This window comes from Arthrobacter sp. P1_B9 (genome assembly GCF_056406495.1).
In genome coordinates, this window is the sequence record NZ_JBFUAA010000009.1 from 164,132 (window position 1) to 182,193 (window position 18,062).

The window sequence follows — 18,062 nt, forward strand, 5'->3', positions numbered from 1 at the left end:
CTTAAGTTCGTATGTGGTTTCGGCAGGCTCAGCCAGCGGCGGCCGGCTACTTTTGGCGCTTGTAGAACGACAGTGCGACGACTTCGAAAGGCTCCGTCTTGCCGCGGAGGTCAATGTCCAGGGCTGTGCCCGGTGCGGCGTGTTCGATGTCGACGTAGGCCATCGCGACCGGGTAGCCGAGGGTGGGGCTGGGCTGTCCGGAGGTCACTTCGCCGACGACGTTGCCGTCCTTGAGGACCGGGTAGTGGCTGCGGGCGGCACGGCGTCCGAGGCCCTTGAGCCCGACGAGTTTGCGGCCGGTCGTGGAGCCTGCGCCGGCTGCCTTGAGCTCGCTCAGGGCGGCCTTGCCGACGAAGTCCGACTCCTTGGCGAGCGAGACGACCGGGCCCAGGCCTGCTGCGTATGGGTTGCCTTCGCGGGAGAGTTCGTTGCCATAGAGCGGCATGCCGGCTTCCAAACGCAGCGAGTCACGGCAGGCCAGGCCGGCCGGGATGAGCCCGTGGCTGGCACCGGTTTCCAGCAGTGCTTCCCAGAGACCTGCCGCATCCTCGTTCGAGATGTAGATCTCGAAGCCGTCCTCGCCGGTGTAACCGGTGCGGGCGAGGAGCAGATCTTGTCCGTAGATCTGAACCTCAACCGCAGCGTAGTACTTCAGCTCGGTGACCAGGACATGCTGCTCGGCCGGGACCAGCGTCAGCAGGATGGCTTCGGCGTTCGGGCCCTGGACGGCGATCAGCGAGATCTCGGCGGAAACGTCTTCCACCGTCACGTCGAACCCGCCTTCTTGGGCAGAACCGGCCCTTTCGGCCAGTGCCGCGGCCACGACGTTGGCGTTGCCTGCGTTGGGGACCACCAGGTACTTGTCCTCACCGCGGCGGTAGGAGATGAGGTCATCGATGATGCCGCCGTCTTCCTGGCAGATCAGCGAGTACTTCGCCTTGCCGACGGCCACGGCCGACAGCTTCCCGGCCAGGGCGTAGTCGAGGAACGCCGCGGCGTCCGGGCCGGTGACCCAGACTTCGCCCATGTGGGAGAGGTCGAACAGGCCCGCGGCGTTGCGGACGGCGTGGTGCTCGGCGAGTTCGGAGCTGTACTTCAGCGGCATCTGCCAGCCGCCGAAGTCCGTGAAGGAGGCGCCGGCCTTTTTGTGCTGCTCGTAGAGAGCGGTGTAGTTCTCACTCATCAGAAAATCCTTAGTTTTCGAATTCGGAAAGCGGCGGGCAGGAGCAGACCAGGTTGCGGTCTCCGGCGGCGCCGTCGATGCGTCCGACCGGCGGGAAGTACTTGTCCTGCCTGAGTGTGTGGACGGGGAATGCGGCCTGCTCACGCGGGTACTCGCGGGTCCAGTCGGTGCTGACGACGGCGGCTGCCGTGTGGGGTGCGTTGCGCAGCGGGGAGTTCTCCACCGTGAAATCGCCGTTGGAGACCTGGTCGATCTCCTGGCGGATGGTGATCATCGCCTCGATGAAGCGATCGATCTCCGCAAGGTCCTCGGACTCGGTGGGCTCCACCATGAGGGTGCCCGCCACGGGGAAGGACAGCGTGGGGGCGTGGAAGCCGAAGTCGATGAGGCGCTTGGCCACGTCCTCAGCGGTGACGCCGGTCCTGGCGGTCAGTTCCCGCAAATCCAGGATGCACTCGTGCGCCACCAGGCCGCTCTCCCCCGTGTAGAGCACCGGGAAGTGCTCATCCAGCCGGGATGCGATGTAGTTCGCCGCGAGCAGCGCGGACTTGGTGGCCTCGGTGAGGCCCTGGCCGCCCATCAACTTCACGTACGCCCAGGAGATCGGCAGCACACCGGCGGATCCGTAACGCGAAGCGGAGATGGCAACTCCCTTTCCCGGTTCGACCTTGTTCGCGTCCCCCGGCATGAACGGCGCCAGGTGGGCCTTTGCAGCAACCGGGCCAACGCCCGGTCCGCCGCCGCCGTGAGGGATGCAGAAGGTCTTGTGCAGGTTCAGGTGCGAAACGTCGCCGCCAAACTTGCCCGGCTGGGCCAGCCCGACGAGGGCGTTGAGGTTGGCGCCGTCGACGTAGACCTGGCCGCCGGCGGCGTGGATCGCGTCGCAGACCTCGCGGACGTCGGCGTCGTACACCCCGTGGGTGGACGGGTAGGTGATCATGATGCAGGACAGCGCGTCCTTGTTCGCCTCGATCTTCGCCTGAAGATCGGCGTGGTCGATCGTTCCGTCGGAGGCTGTGGCCACCACAACCACCTTCATGCCGGCGAGCACGGCCGAGGCCGCATTGGTGCCGTGGGCCGAGGCGGGGATCAGGCAGATGTTGCGCCGGGCGTCCCCGCGGGAGTGGTGGTAGCCGCGGATGGCCAGCAGGCCGGCGAGCTCGCCCTGGGATCCGGCGTTGGGCTGGATGGAGACCTGGTCGTAGCCCGTGATTTCGGCGAGGTCAGCTTCGAGGCCGCTGATGAGTTCCCGCCAGCCCTCGGTCTGGGAGTCCGGGGCGAACGGGTGGATGGAGGCGAATTCCGGCCAGGAGATCGCTTCCATCTCGGCCGTGGCGTTCAGCTTCATGGTGCAGGAGCCCAGCGGGATCATGGTGCGGTCCAGGGCGAGGTCGCGGTCCGAGAGCTTGCGGATGTAGCGCAGCAGCTGGGTTTCGGAGCGGTGCGTGTTGAACACCGGGTGCTGCAGGAAGTCGGAGGTGCGCAGCACCGTCTCGGGCAGTTCGAAGCCCTTGGCCTCCACCACCGGGCCGGCGCCAAAGGCGACGACCACCGCGGAGAGGACCTCCGGCGTCGTGGTTTCATCGACGGACACGCCAACTGTGTCCGCGTCGATGAGCCGCAGGTTGATGCCCCGGGCCTCGGCGGCGGCGATGACCTTGGCGGCCTTGCCGGGCACGCGGACCGCGAGGGTGTCGAAGAAGGAGTCGCTCACCAGTTCCCGGCCGACGATCTTCAGCGTGGCGGCAAGGGCGCGGGTGTTGTTGTGGACGGTCTGGGCGATCGCCTTCAGCCCGTCGGGGCCGTGGTAAACGGCGTAAAACGAGGACACGATGGCCAGCAGCGCCTGGGCGGTGCAGATGTTGGAGGTGGCCTTCTCACGGCGGATGTGCTGCTCGCGGGTCTGCAGGGCCAGGCGGTAGGCCGGGACACCGGCGTTGTCCTTGGAGACGCCGACGATGCGGCCGGGGAGCGTGCGTTCCATGCCCTCGCGCACCGCCATGTACGCGGCGTGCGGGCCGCCGAAGAACAGCGGCACGCCCAGGCGCTGGGTGGAGCCGACGGCGATATCCGCGCCCTGCTCGCCCGGAGGGGTGATCAGGGTCAGGGCAAGCAGATCCGCCGCCACGGTGACCAGTGCGCCGCGTTCTTTGGCCTCGGCGATCACGCCGGACTGATCCCACACCCGGCCGGAGACGCCCGGCTGCTGGAGGACGAGACCGTTGATGTCGCCGTCGGGCAGACCGGCGGAGAGGTCAGCGACCTGCACCTCGAAGCCCAGCGCTTCGGCGCGGCCCTTGACGATGGCAATGGTCTGCGGGAGGCAGTCGGCGTCGAGGACGGTCTTGGCCCCGGCAGCAGACTTGTTTTTGTTGGCGCGGCGCATGAGAAGCACAGCCTCGGCAACCGCGGTGGCCTCGTCCAGGAGGGACGCATTGGCGACCGGGAGCGCGGTGAGGTCCTGGACCATGGTCTGGAAGTTCAGCAGCGCCTCGAGGCGTCCCTGGGAGATTTCCGGCTGGTACGGGGTGTAGGCGGTGTACCAGGCGGGGGCTTCGAGGATGTTGCGGCGGATCACCGGCGGGGTGACGGTGTCGTAGTAGCCCTGGCCGATCATCTGCACGGCCGTCTTGTTCTTGGAGGCGAGCTTGCGCAGTTCGGCCAGCACCTGGACTTCGCTGAGGGGGCTGTCCAGGGTGAGGGGCTTTTCCTGGCGGATGGAATCGGGGACCGCGTTGTCAACGAGGCCATCAACGCTGTCGTAGCCGACGGCCTTGAGCATGGTGTCGATGTCGGCCTGGCGGCGGGCGCCGATGTGGCGGTCTGCGAAGGTGGACGGGGACGATTGAACCGTCATGAGAGGAACTCCATAATTCAGGTGGCATCAAGACGCCACGATGATTCGGGTTCCTCCCCGCTCTGTATTGGACCTGAGAGTTTCCGTTTTGCCCTGCTGATAGCAGCGCGCCACTTGCACCGTCGGTGAGCCCGGTTGCCCGGACTGCTTTCCAGAGTTGCCTTGCCGCGGCGGTACGTGGGCCTGAGAGATTCCTGGGGAGGATTTGCTCCTACGGCGCCTGCTGAACGTACCGGCAGGACTCTCCCGCCGCAGATCATAAGCTGTGCCACTGGTCGGTGACACAGCTCACAATTTATCCGGTTCCCGGGCAGGATGCAAAATTTATTTCAATTGAGTCGCTGTTCCCGCGGACGACGGCGGGACCTCCTGCCGCCGTCCGTTTGCGTTCGGCTCGCTCCCCTACAGCGCGGACCAGCCGCCGTCGGATGCGAGGATGGCGCCGTTGATGTTGGTGCCGTCGTCGCTGAGCAGGAAGGTGATGGACGCGGCGAGCTGCGCGGCGGTGGCGGGGGTGGGGACGGTGGCCTGCATCAGCGGGCCGAGGCGTTCGGCCGCGAGCTGGGATCCCCAGTGGGCCCCTCAAACGCAACTTTTCATCAAATTGGCACAGGCCTGCGCTACGGTGGGCAGCACTATCAATTCGTAGGGGGACAAATGGAGTTTGCAGAAAAACTTTCGGCTTTGGCAGCAAAGGTGCGCCAGCAGCGAGGTGTAATCCAGACAGAAGAGGCAACAAAGAATGCTTTTGTCATGCCTTTCATTTCCACAATCCTTGGCTATGACGTCTTCAATCCCCTGGAAGTGGTCCCGGAGTTCATCGCGGATGTGGGTCTCAAAAAGGGCGAGAAGATCGACTACGCGATCGTCAAGGACGGCGAAGTACAGATCCTGATCGAGTGCAAGAAGTCCTCGGAACCCGTGAAGATCGAGCACGCCTCTCAGCTTTTCCGGTACTTTGCCGTCACCAACGCCAGAATCGCCATCCTCACCAACGGCGAGGTGTACCAATTCTTCACGGACCTCGATGCCCCGAACCGCATGGATGCCAAGCCATTCCTGGTGCTCGACTTGAACGACATCGACGAATCCCTGATTCCGGAGCTGCAAAAACTGTCCAGGGACGTCTTTGATCTCGACTCGATCATCAGCGCGGCCGGCGAACTGAAATACATCGGCGAACTCAAGCGGACCCTGGCGGCACAATTCAAGGAGCCCGAGGACGAGTGGATCAAGTTCCTCACCGGTCGGGTGTATACGGGCCCCTACACCCAGAAGGTGCGTGAACAATTCACCGCTTTGGTGACCAAAGCGTCCAAACAGTTCCTGAACGATCAGGTGAACGAGCGGCTGAAGAAGGCCCTCGGCGCCCCGGCCTTTCCCCAAACTGACGACGCTGCCGCTTCCATCGTCACCAGCGCACCCGTGGCCGAAGCGGATCTGGCCGAGGCTGACGGCCTGGAAACAACGCTGGAGGAAATCGAGGGGTACCAGATCGTGCGGGCCATCGTTTGCAGCGAAGTCAAGCCCGCTCGCGTAGCGCAGAGGGATGCCAAATCGTATTTCGCGGTGCTGCTGGACGACAACAACCGCAAGCCGATCGCGCGACTGCACTTCAACCGCACCCAGAAGTACATCGGCATTTTCGACGACAACCGGGAGGAGACGCGGGTGCCGATTAGCTCGCTGGAAGAGATCTACGAGCACACCGAAGCACTCCGCGCGAGCGTAAAAAGCTACCTGTAAGCGCCGAAACTGGCGGCCCAGTCCAGCCATCTGATTTCACAGTCGGTACAGGCGGACGACGGCGGGACCTCCCACCGTCGTCCGCTGTCCTTAATAGCGCCCCCCTGCTGTGTTGCCGGACCCCGCAGTCACGCGTGGCCGGCTGCGGCCATCCCCGAACACCTGAGCCGGTCAGCCGCAGCGCGAGCGGGCGAGGGCCTATTCGGTTTCGGCCGGGGTCCGCGAGGAGGTTGTCGGGTATCTGTGCGCCGCCTTGATTGACGCGACGTTCGAAGGCGTGGATCCAGTGGGCGCGGGGACGGACCCAGATGCGGTGTCGTCTTTGGTGGCGGCTATTGGGGTGCTGCGGGTGCCTGCGGCTCAGACCTATGGATCACACGCCCGTCGAGGACAGCGGCCCCAAGGCACCCTGCGACGGCCGATATTGGACCTTACGTCAAGTAAATAAGTTGAACTTTAAAGTAAAGTCCTTTGCGTTACCCTAGCTCCCGCAGCCATGACCACCAAATGGCCGACGCTGTGTTTGCACTCCGCGCGAACACAAGCAAAGAGCAGCGGTAGGAACCAACCTGACCGAGCGCTCCCAAGGAAGCCGGGACCGAACGTCCGCCCTGGCCAAAACATGAAGTTATCGCCGATCTCGTCCGCATGCCAACGCGGCTCGCTGCCCTTAGTGAATTCCGAATTATGGATGAGAAGATATCGCGCACTTGTATCTCATCCTTCGCCTGAACGTCCTCAGGTATCGTTGCGCGGAAATCTCTGAATCGCCCTTCCGTGGCACCTGACTCGCCCGGCAGTTGAACATCCTCCAGCCGGCACGGTTCACGTATGGATATTTGCGGACCTGACAAGTGCGATGACTTCCTGAACTCGCTTCTTCAGGTCGAACGGCCACTCGTTGTCCCAGTTCCGCACTGCCATTTTCGAAATGGCGACTTTACTCGGCTGTTGGATTCCGATCCGACCAGTGGCGAGGGGATTCGACCATCGCTCTTGTTCGGGCAGAGCGCGTGCGCGGATGGATGGATGCGCGGCGCGTATCGCGGAGGTGAGAACGTGCTCGGGAACGTAATTCTCGATCGTGTAGCCGGCCGTCACCCAAGCCATACCTGTCGAGGGATCATCGCTCAGGTCACTGATCACACGCTCCTTATTGCGATTAAGGCGGCCGCCGCGGGACTTCCTGTCGGAGTCAATCAAGACCATCATGTACCGATTGAGGTTGCGAAGGGAGATGAACTCCTCCACTTCCTCAGCGTCGAGCGGGGATAGTGCATTTAGCAAAGCTCCGCCGTAGAACATCACTGAGTAGTGGGTTCCTTCAACAAATTGGCCTGGGGCGAGTTGCTCGATCCAGTGCTTGAGGTAGATGCGATCCGAGGGTCCTTCGACCCAGAGGACAGCATTGGTCTGTACGAGGTCCGAGGGACGATACCCGAGGTCTGCACACACAGCGGCCCTTTCTCTGGCAGCGCCGGCATACCGGACGCTCGAAACTCCATTGTCACGAGTAACATGAAAAATGCTCCCGATCTCGGAATCGAGCATGTGGGCCGAATGAGTCGCGATGAAGTACTGATTTGTTGTACTCGACTCAAGATACCGGAGCAGCTTGCGCTGAAGGACTGGGTGCAGGTGCACCTCAGGTTCCTCAATGCACAGAATTGACCTCTGAGTGACCGTTGCGGCAGCTGCGATGATCACCACCTCATGAACGCCGGTTCCGACGTTTTCAATGGGCAGCGTGCGCCCCCCTTGCGTGATGTGGATCGTCGAGAGATCGTGGGGAATGTCGATGGTGATGCTCGGGTCGTCCATTACGGCGCGGACAAAGTCCTGCACCTTGCCGAATAGTTCCTTGTCCTGCAAGCGATCTGTCGACGGGTTCTGCAACTCCAAGAGGCGGCGCTTGATGCTCAGCCCATTCAGATCGGGAGCCTCACCGCTCTCATCAGAGATTGTTCTCACGCCGCCCACTGTAAACGCGGAGGGAGACTGCGGTCGCATCTGAAGAATCCGGCTAAGAACCCTATACGCATCAGCTCCTACGCCACCACCACCGGTACTGGTCAAGGACAAGGACAAGCTATTGGCGAGCGGACTATTGCCTGCTGCCCGGGTTGCTGCCTTCAAAGCTTCCTGATCGATCCCTTTTTGCCCTGTGACACCGACTTCCACCATATCTGCTCGCAAACTAGAGGCGATGCCAGGTAGACGGAGGAAGGCACCAATCCGTTCCAATTCCGCAGACGGCAGTTCCCACGAGAGTATGTCCTCTATACGGACTAGCTCCAGCCGGACGAAAGAGTGCTCCGCATCTCCTAGTGGGCGATCCCACGTGGACCAAGGACTTGCCTCGGCGCCATACGTATCCGCGATCACACGTAGGATATTGGATTTTCCGGTGTTGTTCTGACCCGCGATGAGATTTATCTTGCGCAGAGGAAAAATAATAGCTGGCCGGTCTGAGGGGAAGCTCCGGTAGCCGCGAAAAATAAAGCCGTTGATTAGTGTCACTATCCCATCATGGCTTATCGCTCATGTTTGTTTGCTGCTTACGGAGCAAACGCCGGGTCCTCTCACGGCCCTGACCACCTCCTGCGCAGAACACCCAGATCGCCCGCGCTGCGTACTTAGCACGGAAGACACAGCTGCCATTCGTTCAGGGCACACCCCTTTACTGCAGATGGGCGCAGAGAAACACCGTCATCTCTGCAGTCCTAGAGTGGAGATTAGGGTGGATGGATGCCTAAATACAGGGGCCGGGACTGAGCGTGCGTGGCACTGGTCACGAGTCAGCCATGGCATGAGTCACCTAGACTGGAACACCCGACGATTCTATGGAATTCGGCATATCATCGTTTGGATCCTCTTCCGGCGCGGTGTCACGCTCTTCGATCAAGGTAAGTCGAACGTGTCGATGCAGCTCGGTACCGAGTTCAGTAAGCGTCCAGTATTCGCCCTTATCGGCCACAGCGTGTTTGCGCCCAGAAGGTTCGACAAGACTCAGGGCCATCAGGTCCGAGAGGACGCCTCGTACCTGGTTAATGGCCGCGAGCCACCAGCTCTTGGCCTGATCTTCACGGAGAGACATTGCCAAGTGGTTGGATGCGTCCCTCAGCTCCAGTTCGGTTGCAAGTGACGGTGCAAGTTCGAGAAATATGTCCGCGATTGTGTGAGGCTTAGATCTCACCCACTCAGCATCGTATTGGCTGTACTTATAGTCGAGAACGCGTTCTATATTCATCAGCTTGTCCATAAGACTCTCAACCTCCGATGACTTATCGGCATCTCGCTCGGCAGAGATCGTCTTCAACTCCTCGCGCAGACGAGCATTCTCCGCGCTCAGTCGTGTGAGTTCTTGGGTGAGTTCGGGGCCGGCGGTAGCCGAGGACCTAACCCACCCTTCCCGAGGGTTTGCCGTGAAAGCTTTAGAAAGAGCGATAGAGACCTTGCCGTACAGGTCATCCCCCGACTTCCAGAAGCTAACAGGTTTGGACTTAACCAGCGCTTTGAAACTGGAAAGTGAGCGGCGCCCAGGGGTCCCCTTGTCAATAAACTCGGCGGGCCATGCGACGGAGTCTTCGATAATGAAGCCCATTACCGGGATCACTTTAGACAGCGCATATTCGTACTCTTTATGCGTAAAGCTGATCCCGTCGACGGTCGAACCATACCGATGAGCGACGATCACGCAATAGTAGTCCGACTCGTCGATGTGCCTTGTGATAATTCTCCACTGTTCATCGTCGGCCGCACTGAACATCTCCATGCCTACTGGAATATGACCCATCTCAAGGACTGCCTTATAACGACGTCGCGCTCGGCCTTGAGATCCTCGTACGTGGAACTTACAAACACCTGATATTTGGTTGCCATGTCACCCCTCATAAAGAAGGGTACGAGCCCACAAGCGGTCCCCCGGTCAGAGTCGGGTGCGAGCTTGCCTGCGACACCCGATCGAAGGCCAGGTTCTGGACCGGGTTCACTGACAAGGCCTCGGGCAGGGACACCGCCAGGCCACAACTCACGGAACTGCTTCGGTTCGCCCTCGATGGGGGCACCAGTGGCTGTGCACAGGATGGGCTGGCTCGCCCGCAACCTCGATGACTTGCGTGCACTGGTCATAGCCCTCACGCGCAAAGGCGTGCGGGTGGAGTTCGCTAAAGCGAGAAGGCCGCGGGTGTGTTCTCGATGACGAGTGTGCTCCGTTGGCTTCCTGCTGCTATCAGGCGGGCCTTGCGTTCGTCATAGCCGGTTGCGCGCAATTCGGCGGTGGCGGCGTCCTTGTCGAACTTCAGGTGCCGGGCGGTGAGCCGGCGCAGGCGTTCGTCATGTTCGAGTTTCACGAACCAGGTTTCATCCAGGAGGGGTGCAACCTCGTTCCATGGGCCTCGCCAAAGAGAAGGTAGTTGCCTCGCCAGAAAAACGCCCTATCGGGACTCCCTTCCAGCATCGCTGCGTCCCTCCACCGGACCGCTGACGGCGTGCCCCGGCCATCAAATGGCACTCGGGTGGCCTAGTATTCGAATCTGTGGAGGTCGTTGATTAGCCCTTGGGTTGACCGATGAGCATAAGACTCGGAAGTCTGTCACTACGGGAGTCTGTGAGTCGTTGCCTGCAGGCCGATAGCGGATATTACGTAAAGTTGATCCGCCCAATAGCGAACTACCGATCTCGTCCGGAGCCCGACACTGGAGATGTTGTCTCTAGACCTCCGCCACCGGAGCCGCGAACTGCGCCGCATACAGCGCCGCATACGCCCCGCCCGCCTCCAACAACGAAGCATGGTTCCCCTGCTCCACGATCTGGCCGGCTTCCATCACCAGGATGAGGTCGGCGTCGCGGATAGTGGACAGCCGGTGGGCAATGACAAACGAAGTCCGGTCCGAGCGCAGGGCACTCATGGCCTTCTGCACCAGCACCTCGGTGCGGGTGTCCACCGAGCTCGTGGCCTCGTCCAGGATCAGCACCGAGGGCCGGGCCAGGAACGCCCGGGCGATGGTGAGCAGTTGCTTCTCGCCGGCGGAGACGTTGGAGCCCTCGTCGTCGAGCACGGTGTCGTAGCCGTCCGGCAGGGACCGGACGAACCGGTCCACGTACGTCGCCCGCGCGGCTTCCAGGATCTCCGCTTCCGAGGCACCGGGCCGGCCGTAGGCGATGTTGTCCCGGATGGTCCCGCCGAACAGCCAGGTGTCCTGCAGCACCATGCCCATCCGCGAGCGCAGCCCGTCCCGGGTCATCGAGGTGACGTCCACGCCGTCGAGCGTGATCTGCCCGGCGTCGAGCTCGTAGAAGCGCATCATCAGGTTAACCAGGGTGGTCTTGCCGGCACCGGTCGGGCCCACAATGGCCACGGTCTGCCCCGGTTCGGCCACGAGGCTCAGGTCAGTGATCAGCGGCTTGTCCGGCGAATAGGAGAAGGACACGTCCTCGAACACCAGCCGCCCCCGGCCCCCGTTGGGCGTCACAGCCGGGACGGGATCCGGGCCCTGTTCCTCGGTGTCCAGCAGTTCGAACACCCGTTCGGCCGACGCCACGCCGGACTGCAGCAGGTTCGCCATGGACCCCAGCTGGGCCAGCGGCTGGGTGAACTGCCGGGAGTACTGGATGAACGCCTGCACATCTCCCAGCTGCATCGCCCCGGAGGCCACCTGCAGCCCGCCCACCACGGCGATCCCCACGTAAACCAGGTTCCCGATGAACGTCATGGCCGGCATGATCAGGCCGGAAATGAACTGTGCGCCGAAGCTCGCCTGGTACAGCTCCGCGTTCTTCTGCCGGAACCGCTCCTCCACCTCGCGCTGCCGGCCGAACACTTTCACCAGGGCGTGCCCGGTGTAGGTTTCCTCGATCTGCCCGTTCAGCTCCCCGGTGTGCCTCCACTGCGCCACGAACAGCTTCTGCGAGCGCTTGGCGATCACCGCCGTCGTCACGAGCGTCAGCGGAATGGTCACCAGCGCAATCAGCGCCAGCGTGGGCGAGAGCAGGACCATCATCACCAGCACGCCGGCCACGGTCAGCACCGAGGTCACGGCCTGGCTGATGGACTGCTGCAGGCTCTGGGAGATGTTGTCGACGTCGTTGGTCACCCGGCTGAGCAGCTCGCCGCGCTGCACGGAGTCGAAGTAGCGCAGCGGCAGCTTATTGATCTTCGCCTCGATCCGCTCGCGCAGCCGGAAGACCGTGCGCTGCACGACGCCGTTGAGGATGTACGCCTGCATCCAGCCGAACACCGATGCCAGCACGTACAGCACCAGCGCCCACAGCAGCACGGTGGCCAGCGCGGTGAAGTCGATCCCGGCGCCAGGGGTCAGCGTCATGGCGCTGAGCATGTCCGCCTGCTGGGTCTGCCCGGCGGCGCGCAGCTGGGCGATCACCTGGTCCTGGGTCTCCCCGGGCGGCAGCTGCTTGGACACGACGCCGGCGAAGATCAGGTTGGTGCCCTCGCCCAGGAGCCGGGGGCCGATCACCGAGAACGTCACCCCGACGACGGCGAGCACCAGCACCAGGACCAGCCACAGCCGTTCGGGCCGCAGCTCCCCCAGCAGCCGCCGGGCGGAGGGCCAGAAGTTCATGGCCTTCTCGGCCGGGATGTTCATCCCGGCGAACGGGCCGCCGCGGCCGGGTCCGCCCGCCGGGCGGGGAATCCGCATCGGGGTTTGCGCCGCGGGAGCCCCGGGAGCCCCGGCGGCAGGAGCGGCGGCGGGGGCCGGCGTCGGCGCCTTGTCGGTGCGGCTCATGCTGCCTCCTCCGCTGCGAGCTGGGAGTTCACAATCTCCTGGTACGTCTCCGAGGTCGCCAGCAGTTCCTCGTGCGTGCCGTGCGCGACGATCCTGCCGCGCTCGAGCACCAGGATCCGGTCCGCGTCCACAATGCTGGAGACCCGCTGGGCGATGATAACCATGGTGGCCCCGGCGGTGTGCTGCTTGAGTGCCTGCCGCAGCCGGGCGTCCGTGGCGGTGTCCAGCGAGGAGAAGGAGTCGTCAAAGATGTACAGCTCGGGCTGTTTCACCAGCGCCCGGGCGATCGCGAGCCGCTGCCGCTGGCCGCCGGAGACGTTGGTGCCGCCCTGCGAGATCGGCGCATCCAGCCCGCCCTCCAGCTCCTCCACAAAATCCTGCGCCTGCGCAATCCTCAGGGCCCGCCAGAGCTCGTCCTCGGTGGCATCGGGCTTGCCGTAGAGCAGGTTGCTGCGCACCGTGCCGGAGAACAGGTAGGGCTTTTGCGGGACCAGGCCGATGTGCCCCCACAGCAGGTCCGGGTGGAGCTCGCGGACGTCCACGCCGTCAATCCGGACCGAGCCGGAGGTCGCGTCGAACAGCCGCGGCATCAGGTTCACCAGGGTGGTCTTGCCGGAGCCGGTGCTGCCGATGATCGCCGTCGTCTGCCCCGCGCGGGCGGTGAAGTTCACGTCCGACAGCACCGGCTGCTCGGCCCCCGGGTAGGCGAATCCGACGTCGCGCATCTCCAGCTCGCCACGGGCTGCCCGCCCGGCCGCGCGCGAAACCGGGCGCAGCGGCGGCCGGACGCTGGATTCGGTCCCGAGGACCTCGCCGATCCGGTCCCCGGACACGGCGGCGCGCGGGATCATGATCGCCATGAAGGTGGCCATCATGACCGACATCAGGATCTGCATCAGGTAGCTCAGGAACGCGATCATGGTCCCCACCTGCATGGACCCGTCCTCGATCCGGAACGCGCCGAACCAGATCACGGCCGTGCTGGAGACGTTGAGCACCAGCATCACGGTGGGGAACGCGAGCGCCATGAGCCGGCCGGCGCGCAGCGCGGTGTCCGTGACGTCCTCGTTGGCGCGGGCAAAGCGGGCCGTCTCCACGTCCTCCCGAACGAAGGCCCGCACCACGCGGATGCCGGTGAGCTGTTCGCGCAGCACCCGGTTGACGGTATCGATCCGGGCCTGCATCACCCGGAACAACGGCACCATCCGGAAAATGATCGAACCCACCGCGGCCAGCAGCACGGGGACGCTGACGGCGATCAGCCAGGACAGCTGCAGGTCCTGCCGGATGGCCATGATCACCCCGCCGATGCAGAGCATGGGCGCCGTGACCATGAGTGTGGCGGACATCAGGACCAGCTGCTGGACCTGCTGGACGTCGTTGGTGGAGCGGGTGATGAGGCTGGGCGGGCCGAACCGGGTGACTTCCTGCTCGGAGAACGCGGCGACCCGGCTGAAGATGGCGCCCCGGACGTCCCGGCCCAGCGCCATAGCGGCCTTCGCCCCGAAGTACACGGCCACGACCGTGCAGATGACCTGCAGCAGGGTAACCGCCAGCATGAGCCCGCCGATGCGCAGGATGTATTCGGTGTCGCCCTTCGCCACGCCCTGATCGATGATGTCCGCGTTCAGGGTGGGCAGATAGAGGGAGGCAATGGACGCCGCCAGTTGGAAGACGACGACGGCGAGCAGCAGCCGCCGCTGCGGCCTCAGGTATTCGACGAGCAGTTTCCAGAGCATCCGGTCTCCACTTCACGCGTCACAGACTGTGTCACACAGAACGATGTGAGGGTCAGTTTACGTCCCGAACCCGGGAGTGGGCCGGGTTCCTCTGAGGGCGAATCGGGGGCGGGCCTGCGGCGATGCTCAAATGCGCGGTTTGCTTGCCGACCCGGGCCGCTTGCCGGGCTGCGTTTGCTTGCCGGGGCTGCGGCCCGGGTGTAGCTTGATCCGGATGCTGCGCATTGGCTCAATCGTCATCCGGGTGGACAACCTCGAACGCCAGATGAGTTTCTGGCAGGCCGCCCTGGGCTACGAGCCCCGCTACGAGCCCGACGGCGACTTCGTGATCCTCCAGCCGCCGGGCGGCGTGGGCACCTGCGTCTCCCTGGACCGCGTCCCCGCGGCCGTCCAGATTCCCCCGCGCCTGCACCTGGACCTCTACACGGACACCCAGGACGCCGAGGTGCAGCGCCTCCTGGGCCTGGGCGCCACCCGGATCGAATGGAGCAAGCGGCCCGCGGACGCCGACTACGTGATCCTGGCCGATCCGGAGGGCAACAGGTTCTGCGTGGTGGACACCGCCGGGAGCCCTTGAAACCTGTTGCTTCGCGAGGGAACGGTGTGCCAGCCTCGAAGTGATCCCGTCGCCGCGGCGACGACGGGCGACGGAGAAGGAGCACGGCATGGGACTCATCCATATCGACCTGTTCACCACCCTCGACGGCGTTGCGCAGGCGCCCGGCGGGCCGGACGAGGACCCTGCCGACGGCTTCGCGTTTGGCGGCTGGCAGGCGCCCCTCATCGACGAGGTCGTCGGCGAACAGGTCGTCTCCGGGATGGCGGGGATGGACGCGCTGCTGCTCGGGCGCCGGACCTACGACATTTTCGCCGGATACTGGCCGCACGCCAACGGTGAGATCGCGCGGCTGTTCAACCGCATCCCGAAATATGTGGCCTCGCGCGGGACGCCGGCCCTCGAGTGGGCCGACTCCACGCTCCTCGGTCCTGATATCGTCGCCGCCGTGCGCGAACTGCGCGACCGGCACGAGAACATCCACGTGATCGGCAGCCTCGACTTCGTGCAGACCCTGTTCGCCGAGCGGCTCTTCGACCGACTCACGCTCTGGGTGTATCCGATCCTTCTCGGCGGCGGAAAGAAGGTCTTCGCGGACGGGGTGGTTCCGACGAACCTCAGGCTCATCGAGCCGGTCGTCGCCTCACCGAAGGGCGCGGTGCTGCAGCGCTACGCGCTCGCCGACGGCACCCCTGGCGTCGGCGACATGTCGGCCGTAACCCAGGAGGGCTAAAGCGACACGCCCCAGCCGTTGCCCGCGCCCAACTAGCCGTTCAGCACCACGTTCGCCGGCGGCTCGCCCGCCAGCATGATCTCGATCTGCCGCTGCAGCAGCCGGCCCATCCTCGGGCGCATCGCCGAGCTCGCGCCGCCCACGTGCGGGCTGATGATGACGCCCGGGGTCCGCCAGAGCGGGTGGTCCTGCGGCAGGGGTTCGGGATCGGTGACGTCCAGCGCGGCGCGGATCCGGCCGGAGGCGGTGTGCCGGACCAGGGCCTCGGTGTCCGCCACCGGGCCACGGGCCACGTTTACCACCAGGGCGCCGTCCGGCATGGCCGCGAGGAAGGCGTCATCAATCAGGTGCCGGGTGGAGTCGCTGAGCGGAACCCCCACCACCACGATGTCGTGCTCCGGCAGGAGCGTGTGCAGCTCCGCGATGCCGTGGATCCGGCCGCGGTCATCCGTCCGTTCGGTGCTCGCCACCCGGGTCACGGTGGTCTCGAACGGCAGGAGCCGGTCCTCGATCGCTTTGCCCACCCCGCCGTAGCCAACGATCAGGACGCGGCGGTCGGCCAGGCTGGCCGTGGGCCGGGCGTCCCACCGTCCTTCCTGCTGGTGCTGGATCAGGCGGGGCAGTTCGCGCTGGCTGGCGAGGATCAGGGCGAGCGCCAGCTCCGCGGTGGAGGTCTCGTGCACGCCGGACGCGTTGGCGAAGACCCGCCCGGCCGGCAGGAACTCCGCCACGCCGTCGTACCCGATCGACTGGCTCTGCACCAGGGCCGTGTCCACCGCTGCCAGGCTCCGCAGGACCTCCGGGCCGCCCATGTACGGCGGGACCACGATGTCGATCCGCGGCAGGGGCGGCTCACCGGCGAGGTCCCACTCCAGGACGGTGACGTCCGGGTGCGGCTGAAGGTACTCACGCAAGGTGGGGTCCGGCAGGCTGACAGTAATTTTCCGGGTCATGAATGCCAGCGTAGTGGACCCGCATCTGGGATTTTTGTCCCACTTGGGCCGCGCCCCGCGCGCTCCGTGGACTTCGCCCCCGGCCCGGCCTAACGTCGGAGGCACCACCCAGTCGAGTCCGGAAAGGCCCACGTACATGATGAATCCGGGCCCCCGGCCGGCCGCTCCCACCCACCGCAGGAACGTGGTGCTCGTCTGGGCCGCCGCGGTGCTGGTGCTGGCCGCCGTCGTGGTCCTCGGCGTGATCCGCACCGCACCCGGCAGTGATTCCCACACCCGTGACTTCCTGACCCGCGACTTCCTGACCGGTGACGTCCTGACCGTCGCCTGGCAGCAGGAGCCGGGCCCGGCGGAGACCGCACCGGCAGCCCCGGCGGCCGCCGCCGTCGACCTTCCCGCCGAGATGCAGCGGATCATCGGCGCGCACCCCGATCACCGGATCGGCGTCGCCGTGCTGGACACCCGCGACGGCCAGCTGCAGAGCTACGGCGACGTGGCACCCTACACGGCGGCGAGCACCGCGAAGGTCCTGACGGCCGCCGCCTACTACCACCTCGTGGAAACCGGCGATAAGTCACTCGATGCTCCCCTGGGCGCGTTCAATGCCGCGTTCCAGCTCAAAGCCATGATCAACACCAGCAGCGACGACTCATGGCTCCTGCTGATGCGGGACATCGGCTACCCCAACCTCACCGCCTACGCCGCCACCCTCGGCATCACCTACGATCCCGAACAAAACCTGCTGGCCCCGACGGACATGGCGCGGCTCCTGGCGCAGGTCACCACGGGCAAGCTGCTCAACGCCGGTCACACCGCGGAGCTGCTCGGCTACATGCAGCACACCAATGACGAGGACCTCATCCCGGCCGCCGTCGCGCCCGGCATCACGGTCCACCACAAGTACGGCGTGGTGCAGGGCTACGTCCACGACGCCGCCCTGCTCAGCGCCGCCGACCGCTCCTACGCGGTGGTCATCTACACGTGGGGCCCGGACGACGCCGACAGTGCGGACCGTCTGGACCTCATCCACGACCTGACTCACCAGCTCACAGACGCGCTTTTTGGGCAATAACGGGCCGGCAGGGGCCAGCTACTGCGAGTGAGCTGTTAACAGGCTGAAAATCAACCGATCAGAGGTGGCGCAGGCTCCATTACGGGGGCAGGATGAAAGAAGCGGGAATAGTCTCAGCCGCAGCTGCCCGATGGAACCCCACGCCGTGGGGCCGTCCTCTGGAGGAGCACCAGATGTCCATTCCTTCTGAATCAAGAACGTTCAGTCGCCCCGACGCAGGGGCCTCTTGTCCAGCGCGCGGTCCAGCACGTCCCGCCGCGCCGCCCTGACGGGTCCGCACCAGCTCAACCGCCGGCCCCACACAACGGGGCACGGGTCCGGCCCGCACTACGGGCTGATCGAGGCTGCTGGGGCCCCGGAATTCCTCCCAGTCACATGTAGGAGACGCCGCAGTATTGGAGCAGGCCTAGGATCCCGCGAAGAGGACCGTGCAGATGCGCGGCTAGGGGAGCCTTCCGGAGCCGGGCTGTCCAGGGA

12 protein-coding genes, 2 pseudogenes and 2 riboswitches are annotated in these 18,062 nt (G+C 64.6%); of the genes and pseudogenes, 5 read left to right on the top strand and 9 right to left on the bottom strand.

The window, feature by feature from the left end:
• Window positions 1-46 precede the first annotated feature (46 nt).
• The 3 genes and pseudogenes from gcvT to AC1D1A_RS14185 form a co-directional block, all read right to left on the bottom strand.
• Entirely contained in the window at window positions 47-1,183 is a 1,137-nt protein-coding gene (gene gcvT, locus AC1D1A_RS14175; protein ID WP_476874397.1) for a glycine cleavage system aminomethyltransferase GcvT, read from the bottom strand.
• 10 nt (window positions 1,184-1,193) lie between these two features.
• Window positions 1,194-4,040 carry an aminomethyl-transferring glycine dehydrogenase gene (gene gcvP, locus AC1D1A_RS14180; protein WP_476947982.1) on the bottom strand — a complete coding sequence of 949 codons (2,847 nt, stop codon included), beginning with the start codon at window positions 4,038-4,040 and terminating at the stop codon, window positions 1,194-1,196.
• Between the two features lie 52 nt (window positions 4,041-4,092).
• Window positions 4,093-4,200, bottom strand: a riboswitch (glycine riboswitch).
• 1 nt (window position 4,201) lies between these two features.
• Window positions 4,202-4,299: riboswitch (glycine riboswitch) on the bottom strand.
• A gap of 143 nt (window positions 4,300-4,442) precedes the next feature.
• A pseudogene (locus AC1D1A_RS14185) lies at window positions 4,443-4,619 on the bottom strand (short-chain dehydrogenase); the annotation flags it as partial.
• A 78-nt stretch (window positions 4,620-4,697) separates the two neighbouring features.
• Here AC1D1A_RS14185 and AC1D1A_RS14190 point away from each other — a divergent pair.
• Window positions 4,698-5,786, top strand: coding sequence for a type I restriction endonuclease (locus AC1D1A_RS14190; RefSeq protein ID WP_476947983.1), 1,089 nt, complete (start codon window positions 4,698-4,700; stop codon window positions 5,784-5,786).
• Between the two features lie 825 nt (window positions 5,787-6,611).
• Here AC1D1A_RS14190 and AC1D1A_RS14195 read toward each other — a convergent pair.
• Window positions 6,612-8,306 (bottom strand): AAA family ATPase, encoded by a 1,695-nt coding sequence (locus AC1D1A_RS14195; protein WP_476947984.1) that lies wholly within the window; start codon window positions 8,304-8,306, stop codon window positions 6,612-6,614.
• 298 nt (window positions 8,307-8,604) lie between these two features.
• Window positions 8,605-9,657 (bottom strand): DUF4062 domain-containing protein, encoded by a 1,053-nt coding sequence (locus AC1D1A_RS14200; RefSeq protein WP_476948005.1) that lies wholly within the window; start codon window positions 9,655-9,657, stop codon window positions 8,605-8,607.
• Between the two features lie 67 nt (window positions 9,658-9,724).
• Here AC1D1A_RS14200 and AC1D1A_RS14205 point away from each other — a divergent pair.
• Window positions 9,725-9,957, top strand: a pseudogene (locus AC1D1A_RS14205) (recombinase family protein); the annotation flags it as partial.
• Here the strand turns inward: AC1D1A_RS14205 and AC1D1A_RS14210 are convergent.
• From AC1D1A_RS14210 to AC1D1A_RS14220, 3 genes are all read right to left on the bottom strand, one after another.
• Complete coding sequence (locus AC1D1A_RS14210) at window positions 9,953-10,138, bottom strand: hypothetical protein (protein WP_476947985.1); 186 nt, start codon at window positions 10,136-10,138, stop codon at window positions 9,953-9,955. The pseudogene AC1D1A_RS14205 and the gene AC1D1A_RS14210 sit on opposite strands and share 5 nt — an antisense overlap.
• Window positions 10,139-10,498: 360 nt before the next feature.
• Entirely contained in the window at window positions 10,499-12,532 is a 2,034-nt protein-coding gene (locus AC1D1A_RS14215; RefSeq protein WP_476947986.1) for an ABC transporter ATP-binding protein, read from the bottom strand.
• Entirely contained in the window at window positions 12,529-14,271 is a 1,743-nt protein-coding gene (locus AC1D1A_RS14220) for an ABC transporter ATP-binding protein (RefSeq protein ID WP_476849745.1), read from the bottom strand. The genes AC1D1A_RS14215 and AC1D1A_RS14220 overlap by 4 nt, the downstream gene beginning before the upstream one ends.
• Window positions 14,272-14,485: 214 nt before the next feature.
• Here AC1D1A_RS14220 and AC1D1A_RS14225 point away from each other — a divergent pair, with 214 nt between their 5' ends.
• Both AC1D1A_RS14225 and AC1D1A_RS14230 read left to right on the top strand, forming a co-directional pair.
• Window positions 14,486-14,848, top strand: a complete 363-nt coding sequence (locus AC1D1A_RS14225; protein ID WP_476947987.1) for a VOC family protein — start codon at window positions 14,486-14,488, stop codon at window positions 14,846-14,848.
• An 88-nt stretch (window positions 14,849-14,936) separates the two neighbouring features.
• Window positions 14,937-15,560: a dihydrofolate reductase family protein gene (locus AC1D1A_RS14230; RefSeq protein ID WP_476947988.1), complete on the top strand. Its 624-nt coding sequence runs from the start codon at window positions 14,937-14,939 to the stop codon at window positions 15,558-15,560.
• A gap of 32 nt (window positions 15,561-15,592) precedes the next feature.
• Here AC1D1A_RS14230 and AC1D1A_RS14235 read toward each other — a convergent pair whose 3' ends face one another.
• Window positions 15,593-16,513, bottom strand: coding sequence for a 2-hydroxyacid dehydrogenase (locus AC1D1A_RS14235; protein WP_476947989.1), 921 nt, complete (start codon window positions 16,511-16,513; stop codon window positions 15,593-15,595).
• A gap of 136 nt (window positions 16,514-16,649) precedes the next feature.
• On the opposite strand from AC1D1A_RS14235, the gene AC1D1A_RS14240 reads away from it, so the two are divergent.
• Complete coding sequence (locus tag AC1D1A_RS14240; protein ID WP_476947990.1) at window positions 16,650-17,585, top strand: serine hydrolase; 936 nt, start codon at window positions 16,650-16,652, stop codon at window positions 17,583-17,585.
• Window positions 17,586-18,062 lie beyond the last annotated feature (477 nt).